At 40.3% G+C, this 24,580-nt stretch carries 14 protein-coding genes; 2 read left to right on the top strand and 12 right to left on the bottom strand.

Annotation, left to right across the window (positions count from 1 at the left end; genetic code table 11):
• Window positions 1-224: 224 nt before the first annotated feature.
• Window positions 225-599, top strand: a complete 375-nt coding sequence (locus K245_RS27615; RefSeq protein WP_156906695.1) for a hypothetical protein — start codon at window positions 225-227, stop codon at window positions 597-599.
• A 735-nt stretch (window positions 600-1,334) separates the two neighbouring features.
• On the opposite strand, the gene K245_RS0104130 is transcribed toward K245_RS27615, so the two are convergent.
• Together K245_RS0104130 and K245_RS0104135 are read right to left on the bottom strand one after the other, a co-directional pair.
• Window positions 1,335-2,774, bottom strand: a complete 1,440-nt coding sequence (locus tag K245_RS0104130) for a sigma-54 dependent transcriptional regulator (RefSeq protein WP_035276448.1) — start codon at window positions 2,772-2,774, stop codon at window positions 1,335-1,337.
• Between the two features lie 185 nt (window positions 2,775-2,959).
• Window positions 2,960-3,301, bottom strand: coding sequence for a cupin domain-containing protein (locus tag K245_RS0104135; RefSeq protein WP_027358284.1), 342 nt, complete (start codon window positions 3,299-3,301; stop codon window positions 2,960-2,962).
• 662 nt (window positions 3,302-3,963) lie between these two features.
• Here K245_RS0104135 and K245_RS0104140 point away from each other — a divergent pair.
• Complete coding sequence (locus K245_RS0104140) at window positions 3,964-5,952, top strand: acyl CoA:acetate/3-ketoacid CoA transferase (RefSeq protein ID WP_035276461.1); 1,989 nt, start codon at window positions 3,964-3,966, stop codon at window positions 5,950-5,952.
• A gap of 247 nt (window positions 5,953-6,199) precedes the next feature.
• On the opposite strand, the gene K245_RS0104145 is transcribed toward K245_RS0104140, so the two are convergent.
• From K245_RS0104145 to K245_RS0104190, 10 genes are all read right to left on the bottom strand, one after another.
• Window positions 6,200-9,604, bottom strand: coding sequence for a YhdP family protein (locus tag K245_RS0104145; protein WP_198013825.1), 3,405 nt, complete (start codon window positions 9,602-9,604; stop codon window positions 6,200-6,202).
• Between the two features lie 570 nt (window positions 9,605-10,174).
• Entirely contained in the window at window positions 10,175-14,164 is a 3,990-nt protein-coding gene (locus K245_RS0104150) for a pilus assembly protein (RefSeq protein WP_027358287.1), read from the bottom strand.
• Between the two features lie 14 nt (window positions 14,165-14,178).
• Complete coding sequence (locus K245_RS0104155) at window positions 14,179-14,724, bottom strand: pilus assembly PilX N-terminal domain-containing protein (RefSeq protein WP_027358288.1); 546 nt, start codon at window positions 14,722-14,724, stop codon at window positions 14,179-14,181.
• Window positions 14,725-15,256: 532 nt separating this feature from the next.
• A complete protein-coding gene (locus K245_RS0104160; protein WP_027358289.1) occupies window positions 15,257-15,871 on the bottom strand; it encodes a PulJ/GspJ family protein in 615 nt (204 codons plus the stop codon).
• Complete coding sequence (locus K245_RS0104165; protein ID WP_027358290.1) at window positions 15,868-16,305, bottom strand: prepilin-type N-terminal cleavage/methylation domain-containing protein; 438 nt, start codon at window positions 16,303-16,305, stop codon at window positions 15,868-15,870. Before K245_RS0104165 ends, K245_RS0104160 begins: the two co-directional genes overlap by 4 nt.
• 19 nt (window positions 16,306-16,324) lie before the next feature.
• Window positions 16,325-16,774 (bottom strand): pilus assembly FimT family protein, encoded by a 450-nt coding sequence (locus tag K245_RS0104170; RefSeq protein ID WP_027358291.1) that lies wholly within the window; start codon window positions 16,772-16,774, stop codon window positions 16,325-16,327.
• A gap of 108 nt (window positions 16,775-16,882) precedes the next feature.
• Window positions 16,883-18,298 (bottom strand): sigma-54-dependent transcriptional regulator, encoded by a 1,416-nt coding sequence (locus K245_RS0104175; RefSeq protein WP_027358292.1) that lies wholly within the window; start codon window positions 18,296-18,298, stop codon window positions 16,883-16,885.
• A gap of 4 nt (window positions 18,299-18,302) precedes the next feature.
• A complete protein-coding gene (locus K245_RS0104180) occupies window positions 18,303-19,697 on the bottom strand; it encodes a sensor histidine kinase (protein ID WP_232223793.1) in 1,395 nt (464 codons plus the stop codon).
• A gap of 261 nt (window positions 19,698-19,958) precedes the next feature.
• A complete protein-coding gene (locus K245_RS0104185; protein WP_027358294.1) occupies window positions 19,959-20,309 on the bottom strand; it encodes a hypothetical protein in 351 nt (116 codons plus the stop codon).
• Window positions 20,310-20,324: 15 nt separating this feature from the next.
• Window positions 20,325-24,572 (bottom strand): PilC/PilY family type IV pilus protein, encoded by a 4,248-nt coding sequence (locus K245_RS0104190; RefSeq protein ID WP_027358295.1) that lies wholly within the window; start codon window positions 24,570-24,572, stop codon window positions 20,325-20,327.
• Window positions 24,573-24,580 lie beyond the last annotated feature (8 nt).

The raw sequence follows: 24,580 nt of genomic DNA on the forward strand, positions 1-24,580 counted from the left end.
CAGGTGCTGCTGGATCTACTGGCTTTACTTCGCCTTCTTTCTTTTCTTCTTTCTTTGCTGCATCTTTCTTTGCATCTGCCTTAGGAGCATCTGAAGCGAAAGCTGAAGCGGTCATTACGAACATGCAAGCTGCTGCTACAAGAACTGCGCTGATCTTTTTCATTTTATTCCTCTTTATAGAATAATTTATTTATATGAGATTATATCGCTTCAAGAATTAGTTCTTGGGAGCTTCTGGGGCTGGGGTAGGTGCTGGAGCTGCAGGTGCTGGAGCTGAAGAAGCAGCAGGAGCTTCCTCTTTCTTTGCCGCATCTTTTTTCGGTGCATCACAACCAACAAAAGCAACTGAAGTTACTGCTACAAAACAAACAGCTGCTACAACAAATGCACTGATCTTTTTCATTTCTTTCCCTTTCTTAGACAATTTTAAATTGGTTTTATTAATATCAGAATCGGATTTATTCCGAATCTATGTTTCTAATACATCTGAACCGAAATTGGATTTATCAACCTATAAATGCCTTTTGATTCATTTAGTTCGGCGGCTGTTACTACCACTGGTTTTTTTAAAAAATCAAGAAACTTTTTATCAAAATTAATATGATATTCTGTTTCATCAGTGGCATACAGTTTTAATCCTACTGGATTGCCATATTTATCCCAATCACATGCCAGTATAATGCCGTTTATTTTTATGTCATTTTTTTTTTTGCAGTCACACATATCGGCACTTTGCTTTTAGGGTCAGTTTCTTTTCGCGCTATATTGCTTTCAAGTATCGTGCCAGCACCACTATTTTTTAAATAAAAAAATTATAAATGAAGTATTTTTAGCTGGCCGATCCTTGTGAATCAAAAGAATAGACATAGCTGCACCTAATATTTTACGAAAAAATATTTGGAAGAACGTATTGCTGCAAAGGTTAACGCCTTTCAAATAACAGCTCTCGTACAAGTAAACAGAATTCACAATTCACATTCTATTCAAAAGATTCATATAGCCGACCTTAAAAGGCGCTGCTTTGCACTAAAACTTTATGGACTAAAGTGGCTTATTATTTGGTTTTTTCATATTTTAAATTACTGGCAAGCCATGCCAAACAGATAAACAAGAACCTATAGTTCCTATTTATAAAACAAGAACCAAGAGTTCTCTTTATAACCAACAAAGCACACTAAACCGTACATTAAAGAATCAAGGCAGATTTAACAAGGCCGCAAAAAGCCAGATTTTCATCATTCCAGTGGGCAGAGATCAAGAATCAACTTGCAGTATCAAGCCAGACATGACGCAGACGTCCTTATTTCGGCTCTTTAAGAGTACATCACTTTTAACTACTTACGTCTGAAGTCTTTTTTTTGAATCTTGTATTTTGAAAGAAGCTTATGAAGTTGCCGTGTTGTAATTCCTGCTGTTTCGGCAGATTGTGATATTCTGCCGTTGCATGTTGCGAGCAGATCCTTCAAGTATCTTATTTCTGTTTCCTCAACAGCTTTTTTTCTTACTTCGTTCAATGCCCTTGTTTCTGCCACAAGCTCTCGCATGATAGTACGCCTGGTTCCAGTAAACAGATCGGCTGGAAAACTCTCTGGGCGCAAAAGTTTGGAAGATTCAAGGATATAGGCCCTCTCAATCAGATTCTCAAGCTCACGAATATTTCCTGGCCACGCATACGCATAAAAAGCCTCGATCACATCAGGATGCAAGCCCTCGATGCTTTTTCCGTACAAACCATTTAAATTATTAATAAAAAGAATAGAAAGAGTGCCAATATCTTCGGTTCTTAATCTTAAAGGCGGAACCTCTATTGGAAAAACGCTCAGGCGATAATAAAGATCCTCTCTGAATAAGCCATCTTCAACCATTTGTGAGAGATCATTATTAGTTGCCGCAATTATCCTTACATCAGCCTGAATTTCTGATTCACCCCCAACTCTATGAAACCGTTTTTCCTGGAGTACCTGCAAGAGCTTGATTTGAACAGCCGGAGTAATAGTTCCGATTTCATCAAGAAAAATAGTACCATTATGTGCAATCTCAAACTTACCCATCTTTCTTTTTACGGCACCTGTAAAAGCACCCTTTTCATGACCAAAAAGCTCGCTTTCGATAAGTGTATCCGGAATGGCTCCACAGTGAACGCTTATGAACTGTCGATCCTTACGATTGCTATGATTATGAATCAGACCGGCAATCACCGATTTACCAGTACCTGTCTCACCGTATAGCATAACAGTTGTTCTGGTTTCTGCGACAGACTGGATCTTCTCAAAAACCTCGTGCATTAGCTGGCTTTTGGATTCGGACAAGACTATCCTGTCCCCTGTCTCCCTTGCCTTGTCACGCAAATAAACAAGCTCATGCTGCCTTCGCCTTCGCTCCTGAACCCTTTCAATTATAAATCTCATTTCAGAAGGGTTTACAGGATATGTGACATAATCGCTTGCGCCAGCCTTGACGCAGTAGACAGCCCCCCTGGTCTTTTCGGAAGGAGTCATGACGATTACGTCCATTGCAGGAAATTCGGTAAAAAAGCCTTTAAGCACTTCCTGGTAATCTTCAGCCTCATCATCATGATGCACTTCAGATTCAAGAAATCCCAGATCAACAACCGTAAACTCATAGCGTTTACGCCTGCACATATCGAGTAAAGCGTCCTTCTCGATGGCAATATCTATCTGATATGATTCATCACCAAGACATTTAACAACAGCTTTATTCACGTCCGGACTAGGAGATGCCACAAGAACAGTTTTTTTAATCTGAGAAGCCATAATGATCCAAACTCAACACTAAAAGACATCAAAATTGATGGTCGCGCAAAAAGGCAGAAAAGGCATCAGCCTCATGGGTGCCTTGATCCTGTATCTGTGTATTATTCAGATACTTCTGGATTCCGGCCTTCGCTGGAATGACGGGATTCGGACTTTTTTGCGATCTTGCCAAAAATATAAAAAGACTAAGGCTTTACGACAACCAGAAGCATTTTAAAAGGTTCAAGAGCTTCAAGAGCGTGGGGCGTATTTGCAGGCATCACAACAGTCTGGCCGGCCACAGCTTCAAGCACTTTATCACCAATGGTAATTCTGGTTTTTCCATCAAGCACAACAACCATCGCATCACCAGGAGCTGTATGGGTGCTGATTTCCTCGCCTTTATCGAATGCAAAAAGAGTAATTCCTACTCCTTGCTTCTGCGCAAGAGTTCTGCTTACCACCCGGCCGCTTTCGTAATTAACAAGTTCTTTCAGATCAACGGTCTCTGAAAAAGGTATATTCTTGATAAATATGTTTTCTGACATATGAAAGTGTCCTTAAATAGCAATTGTTTTTGAGTTGATTTAAGCCTTGGTCACGACTTTTTTGAATCAAAAAAGGAATAAAGTCAAAATTTTTCAACAAAAAAGCGGGTTTATGATTTTAACCCTCTTTTGATCATAAGCCCGACCTATTGCCCAGGGAATTGATCCGGCACGCGTGGTAGCTCCAATGGCATTTGGATAATTAACAATATTACTGATATTTGTATCATCTCAGCAGTTTCATGCATGAGCGAATAATACCTAATTGCTTAAGATCACCAGAATTTGCAGGCTACTTGTTTATAGATAATTATTCCTATAAAGACAAGCACTTGTTATTATAGCCCCCCCCTCTATGCAACCTGAATATAAGAATTGCGATTACAATACTGATGATCTATAATTTCCCAAAAAGCCAGGCATGACACCAGCGTTCTTTTTGCCTTTTTGCGAGATCGCCAAACTTTATGGCGTCGAAAAAACTCAAAAAAAGGCAACGGCGTCATGCCGGACTTGATCCGGCATCTTTGTATTTTCAGACAGTTCTGTATTCCGGCCTGCGCCGGAAAGACGGGAACCGGATTTTTTGCGACCTTGTCAAACTTAATCTAAAAACCACAAAAAGCCATCCAAATTTTCTTGTCATAAATCAGGGGGGAACCATGACCGATACCGAAAAAAGCACCATCAAGCATCCCATACTGTCATTTTCAACAAGCGGAATAAAAAAAGGCAAGATTGTCTCTGCAGAAGAAGCCATCCGCGTCATACACAGCGGAGACACGGTTGTGGTGGGAGGGTTTGTGGGAACAGGCGTACCAGAAGAAATTCTGAAAGCCATAGAAAACCAGTTCATCAGTTCAACAACGCCAAACGATCTCACTCTGGTTTATACGGCAGGAATAGGCTCCAAGGGCGAAAAAGGAGTAAACAGACTTGGGATGGCCGGCCTTCTGAAAAAAGTCATTGGAGGTCACTGGGGGCTGGCTCCTAAACTCCAGGAACTTGCACTCGACTCAAAAATAGAGGCTTATAATTTACCCCAGGGAGTTATATCCCATATGTATAGGGATATAGCGGCAAAAAACCCAAGAACAATTTCATCTGTAGGCATTGGAACTTATATAGATCCGAGAAATGGAGGAGGCAAGGTCAACGATATTACAAAAGATGATATTGTTGAACTTATCAATTTTGATGGGAAAGAATACCTTGCTTACAAAACCTTTCCCATTAATGTGGCGATTCTGAGGGGAACCACAGCAGATACAGACGGCAATGTTACAATGGAAAAGGAGGCTCTCATCCTTGATACAATGCAGATGGCCATGGCCACCAAAAACTCCGGAGGCGTTGTTATTGTCCAGGTTGAAAGAATTGCCGAAAAAGGAACACTAAAATCAAAAGACGTCAAAATACCTGGCATTCTTGTTGACTGCATTGTTGTTGCAAAACCTGAAAACCATTGGCAGACATTTGTCGAGCAGTATAATCCTTCATTTTCAGGCGAAATAAGAATCCCCATGAGAAGTATTGCTGCTCTTGAAATGAACGAGAGAAAAATAATCGCCAGAAGGGCCGCCTTTGAGCTTAAACCTAACAGCGTAGTAAATCTTGGCATAGGCATGCCTGAAGGAATAGCCATAGTAGCCAATGAAGAAAAGATTATAGAGTATCTGACTCTAACCGCAGAACCGGGAGTTATTGGTGGTGTCCCGTCAGGAGGAACCAATTTTGGCACTGCGGCCAACACCGAAGCAATAATTGATCAGCCTTCTCAATTTGATTTTTATGACGGAGGCGGGCTTGATATCGCTTTTCTCGGACTCGCCCAGGCAGACAGACAGGGGAATCTTAACGTCAGTAAATTTGGCCGAAACTTCACTGGCTGCGGGGGGTTCATAAACATAAGCCAAAACTCCAAAAGAGTTGTATTCACAGGGACATTTACCGCTGGAGGGCTTGAAATAGGGATAGAAAACGGAAATCTAAAAATAATCAAGGAAGGAAAATCTAAAAAATTCCTCAATCAGGTGGAACAGATCACTTTCAGTGGCGCATATGCAGCATCAAAGGGTCTTGATGTACTATACGTAACCGAAAGGTGCGTTTTCAGACTCATTCCCGAAGGATTGGAGCTGATAGAAATTGCTCCTGGGATTGATCTTGAAAAAGACATCCTTGAGCAGATGGATTTCAAACCTGTAATGAACAAGCCTCCCAAACTCATGGATTCAAGAATTTTTATGGAATCCTCCATGAATCTGAAAGAAGATCTGCTGACAGTTCCACTTAGTGAAAGGATTTCCTATGATAAGGCGCAAAATATCTTCTTCGTAAATTTTGAAGGATATTCGGTAAAAACATCCGAGGACATTGCAGAGATAGTAAAATTTGTAACCGACATACTGGCGCCAATTGGTAAAAAAGTCTATACGATTGTCAATTATGACAATTTTTTTATTAATCCTGATCTGATAGATGAATATACGGAAATGGTTAAGGCACTTGTTGAAAAATACTACATCAGCACAACAAGATACACGACAAGTGCCTTCATTAGACTTAAATTGGGAGATGCCCTGATAAAAAGGAATCTTGCCCCCCATATCTATGAGACAGGAGAGCAGGCAAGGAAAGCTCTCCTATAGAATCACTAAAGGTTTCTCCCAAGGATTCTAAGCCAGAAAACCAGGTGCGGGTATATTCAGAAACCCGCGCCTAAACCAACATCAATTATGATGGACTCGCAAAAAATCTAAAAATGGCTTAAGCGTCATGCCGGACCTGATCCGGCACCCTGTAATTTCAGCCACTTATGGATTCCGACCTGCACCGGAATGACGGAAATCGGACTTTTTGCGACTTTGTCATTTATTTAATATCCGAGTAAAAAACTCACTCCCTCTCAAGAATCAAACCCTTCATATCACTTATTTCTTCAGGTATTCTGCCAGGGGTCATGAATATGCGCTGCAGATATCCAAGAATGCTTTTGGGGATATTCTTAAGTGGTATATAGTTTGTTTCAGGAGACCCTATGGGACCTTTCACCTTAAAATAATATGAAATCAGAGCCCTATCGTTTCCGGTCAGAATATAACCCACAAATGGGAGATTGCTTATAAAACTGTCAATAGTAACGAGCGGGGCAGCAACCATATCCAGGTCAAGGTTTTTGTTATTCAGGTCAATATCCCCTGTAGCGCCTATATTTATTATCGGACTCTTTATGACAAGATCATGCGTGGATAAAACCCCATCCTTTATTTTAAATCCTGCATCAAGATTGCTAAAATAAAACCCTTCTTTTGAGACACCTTCGGGTCTCTCATGAAGAAATTTTTCAAGGTTGAGCATGCTAAGAATAGAAAAAATAACAGACGACTTTCTTATTATACCGTCTTCAACATTGCAGTGAATATATCCACCAAGGCTTGAAATAAACTCATTTTTATTTTTGCCGGAACAGTAGATATAGGCATCGGTTGAAAAGACTGCACCATCAATTTTAGAGATATTTTTTTCCTCGCCTATATAAGCGAAAGTATCCGTTAGCTTCTGTTTATCAAGATTTACATAAGCCCTTGCCAAAATTGAGTTTTTATTATCTTCTGGTTGCATGAGCCTGAAACGGATTTCCCCACCAGGCATCCTCATTTTACCGTCTTTGATATCAAAACGGCCATTTTTAAAAAGACATGTTGCCGTGGTTCTGCCAAATCTCATTTTTGATGGGGTAATCCCTGATTCTATATCAATACCCACATCAAGATCCGAATTCATCGCAAAATCACCATCAAAAACAGGCACAAAATCTTCGGATTCTTTATCGTCATCAGATGGGGGAAGAACAAGGTCCCTGGCTTTTATCCCAATTTTGCCTTTCAGCCCCTTCCATCCCATCAGATCTGCAAAAATATCAAGAGAGGTGTCACCAACACCAAACTTGAGACTTTCAGAATAAATTCTCTGCCCGCTGAAGATGACTCTCCCATTCCCTTTTTTTACCAGAGGTAATCCAGGCATTTTGATTCCGGTATCAGTTGCGCGCATCTCTCCAAAAACGCCCGGATAAAAACCACCGTAAGCGAGTCTTTTGATGAGTATGTCGCCATCAAGATTGCCAGAAAACGAAAGTCCGGTTTCCCCATGATAAACCCCGAGTTTTCCAATATCAAAATTTCTGAGAGAGAATGAAAACTGATGCAGACTACCAAGGCCTACCGGAACAGAAGCTGACAACCGGCCACTTCCAAGTAAAAAATCAAAATTATCCAGTTTCCATAGATTTGCTCTTGGTTGAGACAAACCAATTTTCAAAGAGGAATCATTCCCAAGTGAAGGAAGAACAAATCCACCAAATTTGCCTGAGAAGCCTTGAAGACTTGAATTGAAAGCTACCTTCATTTGCCAGTTTGAGGCTGAAATCTTAAAATCAGTCTTTTGTTTCCCCTTAAATATTATATCGGAAGAACCTCCTGATTTATTCTTCAATATGTCTGATATGTCGAAAGCATCGACCATTGCATTCCCGGCAATTTTTAAATTTCCTTTGAAGATGTCCAACGTACCTTTAATGTCTCCGACAGAATTTCTCCAGTTTGCTGAAAACCCAAGCTTAGCCACCCCTTTATCATCAAACTCGACATTCAGATTATCCATCTTTATAGGCGATTCCATCATGGGATGGAAAAAGCCAATCTCATTTGAAGATATTTTACCGCCAGTGATACTTATGAACTTCCAGTCAGGATGATATGAGAACCTTATATTCCCATCAAGAACACCTTCAGCGCCTTCAATATCAATGGCTGTGTCCCTTACAATTTTTGGAGATATGCCTGATTCAGATATCGCATGAAGATCCGGAATTGAAAAAGTTCCACTTATTGACCAGTTTTCAATACTTTTGTCAGCATAAGTATCCACATAGTCATAAACAGCATCCCTGATCACAGAATTGCCAATTCTGCCTTTTACCCCTGAAACCACAAGTCTGCCCTTATCAAGAAGCACATTCGCGGAAACTGATTTGGATTCGATAGACCCTCCAAAATCAGCAATATCTATAGAGTCAATATCAATATCCAAAAGAAGGGACGAGGAATTTTCTTTTTTATCCAGGCCGATTATTCGGTCAAAAGGGCCCTGGATAAGCAGATTGCTAAGTTTCGCATTACCGCCCGAAAACAGAGGCAACAGCCTTTTAGCAATCCACGTTGGCGTTACAGGCGCCGGATAAAGAGCCTTGAACCTTGACATTGGCATCATGGAACTTCTTACCGAAAGGCTCATTCCATTTGCCCCATTGTCAAAAGGGATATAACAAGAGGAAGATAGTGAAAAATCATCGCCTTTTATTTCGAAAGCCCTGATATCCAGCGCTGATTTCAAAAACTCGGCCTCAAATTTTATATCAGTCCCGGAAAGATTATAGGACTTAAGTTCGTTATAGGCGTCCAGCATAAAACCGGCTTCGGGCAAATGAATACTTCCGCTTGCCAAAACCGCCCCCCCCTTATGCCATTCAATATTAATGCCTTTTGAGGAAAATACGCCGGAAATCCCTCTGAAACTTTCAGGCCAAGGCACTGTTGAAACAGGAACAGAATCAAATGATGAACCTATTTTTACAAAATCAAGCCCTGCGGCATTATACGCGAACAGCCCTCCTGCTTTAAAAGGGAATCGATTATTCTTGTCCCTGACATAGAAATCAAGGCTGAAGTTTGCCTTCTTAATATCTTCTGGCTTTCTTAAAAGACTTGCATTGAAATTTTCAACGGTAATACCATCTAAAAAAACCGCCCCTTTTTTAATTGAAAAGGATTTGATGGTCTCGGGCAGCCCACTATCAAGAAAAGCATATAATCCGGCAACAGAGTTTTTTAATCCACCTGGACTATCATCTTTTTCTGCCCCTGATAAAGATATGTCTGGTTCTATAATTTCAAGTATTTCAGGATAAAAAGTGGCAGACATCAGATCAGAATAATTAAGTGAATACCTGCATGACTTGACCCCCAATTTAACATCATTTGATGAGTTCAAACCTTTGATGTCTGAGAATTGAATGGTCAAATATTTCAGGCCCGGATGCAGATTAAATCTGAAGGAAGTCAGAGCCAAACCATATTGGGCTGAAATTCTGTTTGCAACGGCAAGCTGAATCCTGGGTATACTTATAAAAATGATTAGTAGTGAAGATAGTATTATAAGGGACAGAAAAGACGCGAATAGAAGCTTTAGTATCCTATTCTTGATATAAGAAATATTTCTTGGTTTACTTTTAGTAGCCATATTTTCGGTGTTCATATTGTTCGTAAAAAACAATGCACTGATGTTTTACCAAGTTGTATAATTTAAAAAGCATGTGAATCCGGTTACCATCGCATTGGCTTACCACCTATTAAAAATTGATGAGCGCACAAATAGCCAGAAAATAACATCAGCGTCATGCCGGACTTGATCCGGCATCCTTGTATTTTCAGATACTTCTGGATTTCGGCCTGCACCGTAATGACGAGAATCGGACTTCTTCGACCTCATCAATATTAACTTAATAATTCATTTTTGCCCAAGACTAAACTGATAAAATGTAACGGGCAAGTATAATGTCCGCAGTGCAGTAAATGATTTGTCAGAAATATAGAAGTAAGCGGGTTTGATCAGGCAGATTCCCTGTAATGGTGGATAGGTGAAAGTATAGTCCCACAGATTCTATGGATAGAATCATGTGCGCCAAGCTGTTCTATCCAGACAATGGTTCAAGCAACTACCCATAAAAGTGAGAACCAGGCAAATAGCCTGGTTCCCTATATTTCATTTTTTATTTTATCAGCTAAATTTTTGAAATTTATAAAAACAACTCTATTTTTTCTCTCTCCAATAATAAAGGATCATGTCAGGCCCTTCGAGATCCATTGTATAAATATCATCTCCGGACGTTACGACCAGCTTGGTTCCACCGCTGCTTGGGAATATTAGCTGAGGTGACCCAGGAATCCCCTTACCCACATCAAGACTTCTGTCGGATGTTGATAATCCCGTTATCTTTGCAGTATCAGAAGTTTCCTTCCCATCCTTATCAAGTCCTTTCACACTTAAATCGAGAATAGCGGCACCTGTTTTATAGTTAACGGCATAAAGCCTTGCGGTACCTAATGTATTTGAGCCCGAACAAAGATCCGTGCTAACTTGGTTTGAAGGGATTGCGCTTTCTCCATTATCTGGATCGGCTGGTATTGCTGAAAAATGAGGATCTTCTGGGGGCGTATAAGTGGTAAAAAACAACATTCCTCTGTATGCAAGAGGAGTCGACACAGCCTTCTCTCCATTATTTTTTAGCCTGATAAACCAGCCACGGTTTTCAAATTTTGACAGATCTGGCGATGAGACCTGATCATCAGTGACGTCTCTGAGCGTATTTTCATCGGCACTCACATTGTTCCAGTAGTTCTTCACCGCATAAAATCTATCCTGATCATCAGGATTTACTGTATCACTAGCACCATTAGTAGTAAGCTTGGAAGGATGTTCACGATCTCCTGTACCAAAATATATATACTCACCGTAATACCGCTGTATTAAAGGATTGTTAGAGCCCGCCGGCTGAATGAAAGTTTCAATAACCACCTCCGGCTTGCCAAATACCTTATGTGGTTTTTTCGGAGTAAAAATTTTATAGAAACGCCAATCACCTCCCTTGGCACCGGGAAGGTGGGTTGAAACTCCGCCTGCTTGGACTACTTCATCTGCATCCTGTCTCCCGCCCCAAAGATTAGCGGCCATATCGCAAGCATAGATCCTGCTATGTGCATCCTTAAGATCAGTTTTTTTCTGTCCGGATTCAAGAGCTACGCTTGATTCATATCCAGGATTAAAACTGACTGGTTCAATAACACAGTTGTTGAGGCCGGCAGGTTCAAGAGAGACAAGGATCTGTCCAGTCCCGGCGTCAACGGCATAAATGCCTTTGCCTACGGCATCACGATCGTTGGGCTTTGTATTTGCATTCTGCTTGTCATACTTATCCTGGTTATCAGCGTCATAGCCACCACCTATCCAGAAAACATCCTTCTTGGTCATTCTGTCATACATGATAGGAACAACTCTTAATGTTGACCATGATTGTCCGAAATCATCGTCAACATTTACCTTATATTTGAATACAGGTGTATCAGGTGATGAAACATCAAGGGCATAGTAATTTTTACCACCGCGTCTTTCACCGAAAATCAAAAATTTCTTGTTGTCTGAAGTTTCATATATTGTCCTGCCACCATCTATATAATACTCATGGGAAAGAACCTGACTGCTCTTATGCCCTTCTGGTATCAGATATTTAAGCCTTGAAATCTGTTCGCCTGGAATATAAGCCCACTTTTCAAGGCCTGTAGAATCATCAATACAATGCAGCATTCCGTCATTGGCACCTACAAAAATCCTGTTGTTGACAGCCTGTCCATTCTTAAAACTATGAAATAGGGGTGTAAAATGGATAATATCTCCCAGAGCGTATTCGCCGAGCTTCCCTGTTGAGCAAGCTTCTCCGCTGTTTCCGCATTTTATGCTGTTAAGAAGCTTGGCATGATCAGCGTCAGACCATACCTTGTCTCCTCCGCTTGTCATTGTTTTAGTCACATTGGCTGAATTAAACTCCTTCATTTCATTGCCGAAATATATTTTTCTGTCGGACGAATTCATGGTTTTAAGTTTTTCTTTGACACCACCATCTTTGAATTCTCTTGAAGTGCTTTCTGTCCAAATCTCCTTATCCATAGCCATATAGGATTTGGTCTCATATTTTTTAAGATTTCCTTCCCAGCGGCCCTGACTTTGGGGATAAAACATCGCGAGATAGTAGTAGTCGCCAGAAAAACTCTGGCTTTCGGAGCTTACAGGTACTGACGGCGTAACAAAATTTTGGGTTGACAGAACATTATTAAGAACAGAGTTGATTGAAGACCTTAATTTTTCATCAAGATCGGCTGAACTTGTTACCTCCTGATAACTTCCACCACCCTGGCTTGCGGTGTTCCTCAACAGACCTTTTCTCGTTGTGAGAATATCACCTATTCCGCTGACCATGAACCCGACAGTATGAGTTATGACGTTCTGCTTTGTTTTCTTGTTCGCAGGATGTGGAGTCTGAAACAGCCTGTCCCGATATATGTCATTATCATAAAGGTACTTTGCCACATCATCAAGGTAGTTTCCAAATATTGCCCACTCTTTGCCATCCTTGTCATAGTCGCCAATATAATCATTTTGGGGATCGTTATCCCAGTCTGAAGTACAGATATAGGGTGTTAACCAGAGATTGTGATCAACGTCGGCAAATGAAGATCCATCGGATATGATGATAACATGGTTTGACTGGCACCAGTGAGTAATTGGAGAAGTGAAAGGCCTTGCTGTTGAATCGTTCGAACATTTGCCGTTTATACCAGCGAAATACCTTCCTGCTTCAGCAAGCGTTTCAGCCAGAGGAGAATGGGGCCTTGTTATGGCTTTGCTACTTGAAAGAGCCCTGAGAAATTCTGTCGAGTCATCGGAAATGAAAGCATCGACCTTGCCGCCATCCTCAAACACGCCGGCGCCTGCCTCCACATAATCATTAAAAGTCATGAGACCCATTCTGATGTCTCTTCTGGTTTCAAGAACATTCTTCATGACCCTCTTTGCAACACCCATTCTTTTTTCATAAAAATAGTTCAGATAATTGCCTGAATAGAAATTGTAGTCTCTCAGCCTGTCGACATCATTGCTGCATTTGAAATAAGCAGTGTCAGGATCAAACAGATTCGTTCGACCGGCACATGTCTCACCGCTCCAGTAATGGTCTTGTGTCATTGCTGTTTTAATGCTTTCGCACTCTATGGCATCAGCCGATATTGTCGGCACTTCGCTTGAATAATTCTTAACAGGAGATTTAGAGCTCGATATATAATAGAACCTGTTTAAAGCAAATCCGCCGGAATATTTTGTATCTGCATCATAGGCAACAGTCGTCCTGTTGAAAAACCAGTTCAAATAATTTCCATGATATACTGATTGATTATTAAATGACAGGATATCCAAGGCTGGTTGACATACACCAAGAATCTTTCTTCCTCCTGCGCCTTCACATGAGGAATAGAATACACCTGCTTTTGCATACAAATCACCAGACCAGTAACCTGTAGACTTGAGGGTATCCGATATAGCGCTGCCACTTTCTGAGATGCTTGACATATTAGCATCCTCGAATCCCATTTTGAATGCATCTGGTCTTTCTTTAATTTTAGCTAAAGCAGAGTCGCTGTCTTCATCTTTATATATAGCTGTTGGTTCAAAGGATCCTTTATACGTCTTTGCAGTATCGTATTTATCCTCAAAAACATTATAATAATACCAGTTTAGATAATTCCCCTTATAAAAAGCTCTGTCAAATGGCCAAGTCCCTGCAGCACATAGCTGATTCTCTGCCTTGCCTTCACAGCGAAAATCCTTGCCTGGGTAAACGTATGCAGTTCCCTTCCAATGGCCTGAGCTTTGCAGAGCACTTTTCATTGTTGTGCATGAAATATTCTCAATATCTGCATGTCTCAATGCGAGAGGCTCAAGTCCTTTTACAGCCGTATATCCCCATCTGTAATAGAACTTGTTTTTATCAAACTTCCCTTCGTACTCTATAGTATTGTCATAGCTGCCAACAGGGCCCTCGATTCTCTTCATTGAAACAGAATTATCGAGAATAAAGAGGACATTGGGATCAACATTGCTTTTAACAGTTCCAAAAACCTCAACATCGTCTGCAAAAGAAACTGAAGTAGCCGTAAAAAGAAATAATAGGCTGATTAAGACCAAACGTTTCATTGATATCTCCCGAATTATGACCCTGATGGAATATATTTATAAACACCGCACTGAATCTGGTTGGTGCTACCTGACGGCGTAGCGGTGATGGCAAACCTTCTGATCATTATCTGACCAGTAACACCCGTGCCAGATCCGATGATGGGATCATCAATATGCTTCTGGCGAGGCACATCCTTGGCAAAACCGGATAACTCTCCCAGGAAATCATTATAAGACTCATCTACTCTGACAGCCTCAATCAAAACTTCATTCCCGGCCTCTCCGGTTATTGTTTTTGAATATCTGAACCCATTGCGCGAACGCTGAACATCAAGCGGGGTATGCCAGTCAGGATAAATCTCCGATGCGAGTGAAATACCCGAATCAGCATTATAAAATTCATCAAAATAGAGTCTCTCGTTCCGGACAATGTTTGATTCTGTCTGTGACATGGTTGCTATAGCTGCCGCGCTTATGGTCAGAATAGCTATCATAAAGATTACTGTCACAAGGACATAGCCATCTTCTTTGTCCATCCGACTATTTTCGCACTTATACAGATCACTATTAAAAAGCATTCCCCCTCCGACAGAAAATTGTTTTGTCTCATTGAAAGCATTCGCCTTAAAGCTTCTACAGGCAGTACAATATAATTTCTAATTAGATTAAAACTGTTGGCACCTTTGTCCAAAGCCCTTTTTGTATCTTATTGAAATCAACGCGTATTCGGAGAATCCTAAATTGATAGAAACTCAAATAATGATATTTCAGAAATTATTCTTGGTCACTACGGGACAAATCTTCAAAAAAATATACCAGAATCAAACACGGCATAGATGCTCATCTAATAGTATTGATGGTATAGCGAAAAATCTCAAAATGCTTAAGCGTCATACCGGACTTGATCAGGCATCCCGTAATTTCAGATAATTCTTGATTCCGGCCTGCGCCGGAATGAAGGGAATCAGACTTTTTGCTGCATTATAAAATATGAATTACATTGTTATTAATATTTTATAGATATTTTTTTAGAGCATCTTTGTTTATTTACATATCAGATAATTGTATATTTTGGAGCCCATCTCATCAACGCGCAAAGAGCAATATTTATTACAATCTATTAAGATTACGGCATTTTACAAGTGTTCTATAGCTTCTATTCTCAGTGCTTCCACCGCCCCAGTAATTCTCCTCAGCTTCGAGATAAATCTCCACAGCCCTTATTTCACCAGTATCTGCCACCTCTGATCCGGAAAGCATAATCTCGACATCATTTTCCCTGAAATACCTAAATTGCAAACTTTCTACATTGGGCAAAAGAGACTCCGGAGCATCATTACTATTTATGGACATTTTCAACTGCCCATCATCAAGGAGATAGATAAATTTTTCATTATCATCAAGATTACCATCCATGTTCAAATCTGAGCTGAATCTTATTTCAGAAAGTGCTGCTTTTTCTATTTTAAATCTTTTTTTGGTGTATGGATCCAACCCAACCTCCCTGAGGTCGGCCGCTATTACGTTAATAGCAGATCTAACACTTTGCTGAAGAGCAACCCTTGTATTTTCTGCACTCATTCCTTTATTGAGCGAATAGAAAATGCTGCCAACTATCGCAAGAAGGATGCTGGCAATCGCCATCGCAACCAGAAGCTCTATCAATGTAAAGCCAGATTCAGGGTTTTGCTTATGAAGACCGGAGTTATTTTCTTTATATATCATATCTCGACTGTACTCCCACGCGTAAGAGTAGAATACGTAATACTTTCAGAAGATCCTCTGAGGTCCCACAGAACTGTCACATTAACTTTTCTTAGATTATTATCATCAGGATATTTGGATATTCTGGTCTGAACATTAAAAATCCCGTTAGACTGATCTTTTACCCCGTCTGAATTTACATTTCTTTCATCAATAATAAAGCCTTCATCTGTTGCAGTTGAAAGCAAAGAATTTGAATCTGTGATTTTCCCTGTGCAAGCCGCCTCAATTTTTTTCTGAGCTATCATATTGGCCATGGTCGCCACGTTACATTTAGTATTATACTTTATCGTATTTAAATGCAGACTGAGTACTGCGAGCAGACCAATTGAAAGAATAGCCATAGCGAGCAGTACTTCTATAAGCGAAAAGCCTATCTCATCATGCTTACCCATAAAAATCTCCATAAGTTGTTCACGAAATACTTATTTTCCCAGTTCTTTCCACTGAAATCACTCCCTCTATAGAAGCAAATTTCATTACAATTTCGCCGCCAGCCCCCCGAAGCATACCTCTGGAATTAAAAACAGCATAATCCCGCTCGCCAGAAAAAGTCTGACCCAAATCAAAAAAAATCTGATCAAAAGACCTTGAAAATTCATTCTCCCAGACATCAGCACCTTCGGAATTCAAGGACTTCCAGTAAACAGAATATCCCCGTGCAGAAAAAACCACTTTGACATCTGTATTGTGCCTCAAGGCAGAAGACTTTGCCCTTTCCAGATCTGATTTAATATTAAAGGTAGTAGCTTTGATTACAGAATTATTTCTCCATGAGACAAAATGTGGCAGCGTTACTGCGGAGAGGATGGCAATAATTGATATAACAACAAGAAGTTCAAAAAGAGAAAAACCTTTTTCCATATTAATCGCCATTTTTTAAGATACAAATCAAGAATTGAGCATCTAATACTAAATAATAGCCGCAAGTCAACTAAAAAATAAACAATAAATCGGCGTTTAATCTAACTATCAATCAATATTATATAATTTTATTTTAACAAGAAGGGATGGATGGCTAATTTCCAAAAGTTTAGCGGCATGAGTCCTGTTGCCGCACGATTTTTCCAGGGCTTTTTTAATAAGATAAGATTCAATTTTCTTATGGGCATCTTTAATAGAAAAAGTTAAATCATTGATAACGCCGATACTGTCATGGGCATGAGCGTTTTTATTCATATTGATGCTAAGATCAGCAAAATCATCAACAACAAGTCGTTCTCCATCTGAAAGGAGCACAGACCTTTCAATAATATTTTCAAGCTCTCTGACGTTTCCGGGCCAGTTATAAGAAGAAAGCAGATTGGTTGCCTCAGGAGTTATCCCATAACAATCCGGTTTATTAAGCCTTTCGGAGCTTTTTTTTATAAAATGGATGCAAAGATATGGAATATCCTCTAGTCTTTCTCTTAGTGGAGGAATACTGATATTCAAAACATTCAGCCGGTAATAAAGGTCTTCCCTGAAAAGCCCTTTTGAAATATCAGACCGGAGATTTCTCGAAGTAGCTGCTATAACGCGTACATCAATTTTTTTGGATTTCACTGAACCAATAGGACGAATCTCACTTTCCTGAAGAACCCTTAAAAGCTTTACCTGTAAATTAATTGGAAGCTCTCCGATCTCATCAAGAAATATTGTCCCGCCATCAGCTTCAGCAAACAGACCCTTTTTATCATTTGAAGCCCCTGTGAATGCCCCCTTAACATGTCCAAACAATTCACTTTCAATAAGATTTTCAGGGAGTGCCCCGCAATTTACAGAAACGATTTCTTTTGCTGATCGCTTTGAAATTGAGTGAATAGCCTTTGCTACGAGTTCTTTTCCTGTCCCGCTTTCTCCGGTTAATAGAACAGAAACATCGGATTCTGCGGCCTTACCAGCTAAATAAAAAATTTTCTTCATTGCAGAACTTCTTCCAATCATGCCTGGGAATGAAGCTTCATGCTTGTATTGGTCAAGCTGTTTTTTTAGTGAATAATTCTCCTTTTTTAAAGCTTCCCTCTCCATGGCCTTTTTTAATACAAGAAGAAGTTCATCCTTACGAAATGGCTTTGAAATATAATCGTAGGCTCCCTTTTTCATCGCCTCAATGGCAATATCAATAGTCCCGTAAGCACTCATTATAATTACAGGGGTATCTTTCAAAAAAGGTCTGGCGTGATCAAGAAAAGCAATGCCATCCATTTCAGGCATTCTGATATCGCATAGAATAAAATTATAGAAAGAACCAGATTCCACCCGATGCTTTATTGCTTCAAGGCCAAGAGCGGCACTTTCAGCAAGATCTATTTCATAATCCACCTTTAGCATAGATGAAAGCATATGCCGCATATTGGCTTCATCATCTATTATTAAAAGATTTGGCTTGGTATTATTGTCATTCATACATTCATGAGCCCTCTTTTACCAAAGGAAGAATAATCCTGAATTCAGTTCCGTGACCATCGAGAGAGTAAGCCTTAATAGATCCGCCTATGTCTTCCACTATCATCTGTGAAACCGAAAGTCCAAGCCCGGTGCCTTTTCCCTGGGGTTTTGTTGTAAAAAACGGGTCGAAAATATTATCAAGATCATCTCCTGAAAGGCCGCAACCATTATCTATAAAAGAGACTATCATCTCGTTACAGCTACCTTCGTCCTTAATGATATTTGCTGTTGAAATCATCAAAAGCCCGGCATTTCTGTTCTCTGAATCACAAATTGCATCAGATGCATTAATTATGAGGTTCATAAAAACCTGCCTCAGCTGGTCATGATTCGCATTCACGTTATCAAAATACGCCTTAAAGTCAGTTTTTAAGTCAATATTTCCAATCGCCCTGCTTCCAGTATAGACGCTTACTAAATCTTTTATCAATTGATGAACAGATAACTCTGTTTTCACTTGATCAGTTGGCCGTGCATAATCAAGCAGTTCTCTGATTATTAGGTCTATTCTTGTAAGTTCATCATCTGCCCTTGAGGCAAAATCGATTCTGTTTGAGTCCTCTATTTCTTCCTGCTTAAGCATTTCAAGATAACCGCTTATGATCCCTACAGGATTTCCTATTTCATGGGCCAGACCAGCTGAGAGCCTTCCTATGGACGCCATTTTCTCTGCCCTGATAATCTCCTTCTGCATTTTTTTCATATTCGTGTTGGCGGATTCAAGTTCAGTCACAGTATATTGGAGATTTTTTTTGCTTGAAGCAAGATCATCCACAATCAAATTAATTAAGGAAGACAGTTTGTCAAAATCTGATTCTGTTTCAAAGTTAAGGCCAATATCACCGATAGTTATGGCATCCATTTTTTTAAGTATTTTATTAAGAGGTTTGGCAGTTATATTACCTATTTGATAAACTCCGACGGCAGCAAGAATAAGTGTATTTATAATAATATACATGATTAGCAGGCACTCAATTCTTCTTTGATGCGAATAGAACTGACCTAAATCCCATATGATACCAATTGTTGCAATATGCGTCCCGTAATAATCGAATAAAGGACCGGCCACAATCAAGAATCTCCTTTTGTCGAAAAAAAATGGGATATTAAAACCACTGGCAATAATTTCTGTGCGTTGTTTTTTCCCGATGTTGACATCCATCATGATTTTTGACACGGGCTCTGCCGGAAATATGCGAGAGCCTAATTGGTGTCTTATTGAGTTTCTATCAATAAACTGAATCGAACATGCACCTGATGCTTTAAGATCTGCAAGTATATTTTTCCCCCAGGTGTGTTCCAGTATATTAGAATCCTTTTCACCGAATTCAACCTTCCTTACTGCAGACTCAAACAATGTTGTAAATTCTTTTACCATATAAGAAGTTAAAAGGCTTCGAAAGGAAAGGACAGAAGTAAGGGAAATAAGAAACATGCCTGAGAATAGGAGTATACTGATATAAATCGATAACTGGGATCGGATACTTTTGAAATACATTTTTTATCTTCTTGGATTAATGAGGTTTTTAGAAGATAATAGGTCTTTTTTTTGTCGGATTGTCAAGATAAAAGGCCCCATTATCAGGGGCCTTTTATAGGTGTTGTTATATAAAAGAGTCTATTCTTTGAGTATCCATATGGTTACTATCTGCCTCTTGGCATCTAGCCTGAAAGCTATCTTCATACCCGCACTTAGTTTTTCCTGGGACAGGGCTTCATCATCCGCTGTTCTTTTTTCGTATCCTGATGAAAGAAGGAACATCTTATCGTCCACTACTATTTGATCTTTATCAACTCTGTCTATTTTACCTGATCCGTGTATTTCAGGTGGGTGACGAACAACGGATTCATTTTTAGGTCCTTCTTTTTCAATAGCGAATGCTACTGACACAAAAAATGATAGAATAATCATAAAGAAAGCCGCGCCAAGGCTAAATTTCCTCATTGATACAGTTTTTTTGTGGTTCATCTTAACCTCCATTTATTAATATGATCTCCAGTAAAAGATTCCTTTTTTTTCAGCTTTTTCTCGTAACAAAGATATATCAGCAGTTGATGTGCTGAAAATCTTTATTTCTGAGCCATCTCCGGCATTCATAATAGCTGGAGGATAAATTAAGTTTGGATTATATACGCCAGTGGCTGAAACATATACTTTATTCCCATCAATTGTCACTTCTACCAGATCCTGATCATCTATTTTGCCATCAGGCTTTATGTCGAGGTGACCTTTCTTTCTGCGGCCACCAGCACAGGCATCCATTTCATGAAAAATTGACTCTCCAGATGTCTGACAGAACTGGGTCTGATCAGGCTTAGGTATCGATGAAATTACAAGAGCCCCTCCTGATCTGATTATTATATCCTGGTATACACGCTCCCCTGACTTTGGCAGGTCAAAAAACCAGCCAACGTTATTGTATTCTGTTGTCGAAGGGTTAGGTTTCTCACCAGAAGTTGAATCTGGTTCTGTCTTCCATACAGGAGTATTGTCAGAAAGAACCCTGACTATAGTTGGCTGAGTCTGTGCGACTTTTATAGGATTTCCATCTGCATCAACTGATTCAACCTGAGTTATTGCAGAATTGAAGAATATTTCTTCCTGTTCCAATAGTGACGCCATTGGCTGATTCTTAGGTTTTTTCGTTGACCTGTCAAATTCACCTAGATACTCACTCGGATCTGTATCATCCCCGTAATCCCAGACTCCGTAGATTGTCTGAACATCAGTAGACGCGATGTCATCTTTGGCAAGAAATTTTCCAGTTCCGAATATTACCATGTATCCTGGTAAATCAGCTTGGCAATGAAGCATAGCATCAGGCCTTGAGGTAATGGGCTGTATCTTGTTTGACGGTCCCATTGCGGTAAAAAGCGCTTTATTGTATGAAAGCCCCCATTTTGTCTCATCAGCATCTTTTATATTGAACTTCCACATATTACCCTTAAGATCCCCGGCATACACATAATCATAATAGCCATCTCCATCCACATCCACCGGGTTAGTTGTTGAAAGTCCGTTATCCCCGCCTACACCTGCAGGAATTTTTTTCAGAACAGAACCTGTTAAAGCATCCAATATAAACAAAGCTGATCTATGGGTATTATTGGCATCTGTTGAATAGCCGTTTCCAAATATTACGACCCACCTTGGGCCTGAACTGCCCTTGACTTTTACTATATAGGGTTTGCTGAAGGAATAGCCCATATCGGCTACATCTTCGGCACTAGTATCTTTATTCGGGAACTCCCATTTTACAACACTATTTGCAATTTCTGCTTCAGTTTTTGAACCAAAGCCTGATACTCCGGAAATATCAAGGCAATAGATCCCTTTTCCCCCCTTGCCGAGTCCACCAACAAGAAGAGTCTGGGAGCTGCTTATCTTTTTGGCAAATGGAGTAAGATCGACATAATATAAATGCTCATAATCAGGAACAGACAGTTCCTTTAAATTTGCAAATACATGGCTTGGTACATAGGCAAAAATCTCCTTTCCTTCGTCATCAGCTGCGACCACTTTAGTCTGACCATTACTATCCAATATTTCTTTGGTCGCGCCTGAGGCCCTGAAGGCATGAAGCATGCCGTCATTTCCGCCGACATACAAGACATTATCCTGATAGAGTGGCGCAGAATGGACAATATCACCAAGCATGCTGTGCCTTATTTCTGCCCCCTGATCATCCCGCAACACTCGCCTTCTGAACAGATTATCGCCTGTTGTTTCCCCTTGCTCGTTGGCGTAATCACCTCTTAAATAATTCAGAATTTTGCTGGCCTTACCGCCTGTCGCAGTATCTGAATCAAGAAGTGCCAACTGCCCCGAATCTTTCAGATCAGTGCTGAAAACAAAAGGAGTTCCTGTCTTTTTCTTGGTGTCAAACGTTATAATCTTTCTGTTCGTCCACCCCTGCTCATAAAGCCTCTGGTTAGCCTGCCATAAAAATTCGCTCGATCTTCCTGTTGTAGTAATCACAGAAGCCCAAACATCACCGTTCCAATCCTTTGTCTCATAGGTGGACTGATATACTGCGCTGGTTGTGGTAAATTCCTGACCATTTATTGCAACAGACGCTGCTGAACGTGTTTTCTTTAATATGTCAGCCGCAACCTCGTTAAAGGCCTTGATAAGTTCTTCTGGATTTTTGGCGCTCAGGAATTTGCCGTGTCCATTAACACCTGCATGCCACATATCATCAATTCTCATGGCCGTGTCAGCTTCGTTCGATGCATAATCCGGCCAATTCGGATAAATCCTGTCGGTCTCCTTGAAAGCGTAAATATCATAAGGTTCAGGATAAATGCTGTTACTTGGATTATAGTCATTAGGGTCAAGTGATCCTGTTATCCCAAAACCTACTGAATAAGTGACCATATGCTGCTTTGAATTGTTGTCAATCCCGCCTGTGGGTACATGGTTGTAAACATCCGCCGCCAAATCGTTTTTGTAATAATACATTGCGACATCCGCGAGCGTATTAGCCTGGGACTGGTCATTTTTAGATGGCGCAGGATATATCCTGCTGGCAGGAGTCTGGGGGTTATCCTGGTATGGAACACCCATGTCCTTATCAGCGTCCCCTATTCCAGGAGACTGGCCGTTATCAGCCCCATCAGAAAAAATCATGACAAAATTCTGCTGGCAGTCGCCGCCGCTTCCATTATCAGCAATGGGGGAAGGGCCGAGAAGTGCAATTTCTTTTCCGTCATCCTTGTGATAATATTGCCCAATCTTTTCCAAAGCTTTTCTTAAAGGAGTGGAAGACTGGGGATGGGTATCCTGTTTGAACTCATGAATCAGCTTAAGAAGATCTGCACTTTTATTCTCTCCATTTATGTCGATTGGCAGCACACCCTGATGAATATATTCATTGATACTGAAAAGTCCTACCTTAATTCCCTTGAGTTTCGGAATTATATCGCTTATGGCTGCGGTCGCGGTAAACATTCTTCGCCTGTAAAACTGATACCAGTTGGCAAAATTCTGTCTCTCTTCCGTATACCCTCTGTCAACAGCCATCTTGACAGGGCCAGGAACAGGTTGACCGTTAACAAGAATTCTCTGCCCGGTTGTATCGTCATACTGGTACTGCAAATCATCTGGCAAAGAGGATGATGAAACAGAGGTTATTTCCCCATTCTCGACCTTATTGTCACCATCATCATTAATTTCATAGTATTTTATTACACCTGAATTTACTATGACCAAGTACGGCTTGTGAGATACATGCTTTGAGTAAAGATAGTAGTGAGCATTTGGGATACTTACCGTAACCGCTGTTGTGCTCGATACAAACTTAATGGAGTTTGCGATGGTGTACTGATCAGTGCTTTGGTCATGTCTTTCCACCTTTACAGTGCCTGAAGCACCTTCATTGAATTTGTAAGAACCAAGGCTTTGCCATCCCCTAACGCCCTGGTTCACTGTCTTTACAGCAGTACCATCTGCATGGGTTATGGTATACTTAGCTTTTGTATCAAACTTGCCAAGTGTATTATTGGAATATTCCGTAGGTACATATATAAACACCTCATAGGTTTTGGTCGAAGGGAAAACAGGATTATACTGGAGCCATTTACCCGACACTCCGGTTCTATAGGAAAGCTGCGTGTCAAGTGACCATGAATCAGACATTGTAACCCGCTGGGCATCAAGATGACTTACGGTAATATTACCCGTATCCTGAACAGAAGTGTATTCTCCACTCATTGAAACGCCTGAGGCCGTATAAGTTGAATAAGGATGCGATTTGGGATTGTCAGGATTGGCATTGGGATTGGCAATATCCGTACCATCAGCATTTTTTAAGCCAACCCAGGGTTTATATGTCATCACAGGATTGTAATAAAGATAGTTGTAACCGTACCACTGGGATTTCCAGTATAGACGGTTAGAGCCATCCAGAATATCATAACTTCCTGTCTGATAAAGATTATAATCAGCCGGATCATCGAAAATATACCCATATGTTTTGTTTGACGTTGGTATATCAAAAAGGCCATCCTGCTCTTTTGTCATTATTTCCCAGTCCATACTTCCAGAATCATCTATTACTATCATGAAATTTGCAGGAGCTGAGTTAAGCTGGGCATCCAGAGGAGTATCAGAAATATCAATGGCCGAAGCAGGCCACGGAAAAACGGTTAGAATTAATAGAGCTGAAAGGAGAATCCTCACCTCTCTCACGGGAAAAATATCATATTTTTTTTTCTTCTTTAAAGAGTTCATAGTCCCTC

It is taken from the genome of Desulforegula conservatrix Mb1Pa (assembly GCF_000426225.1).
GTDB lineage: Bacteria > Desulfobacterota > Desulfobacteria > Desulfobacterales > Desulforegulaceae > Desulforegula > Desulforegula conservatrix.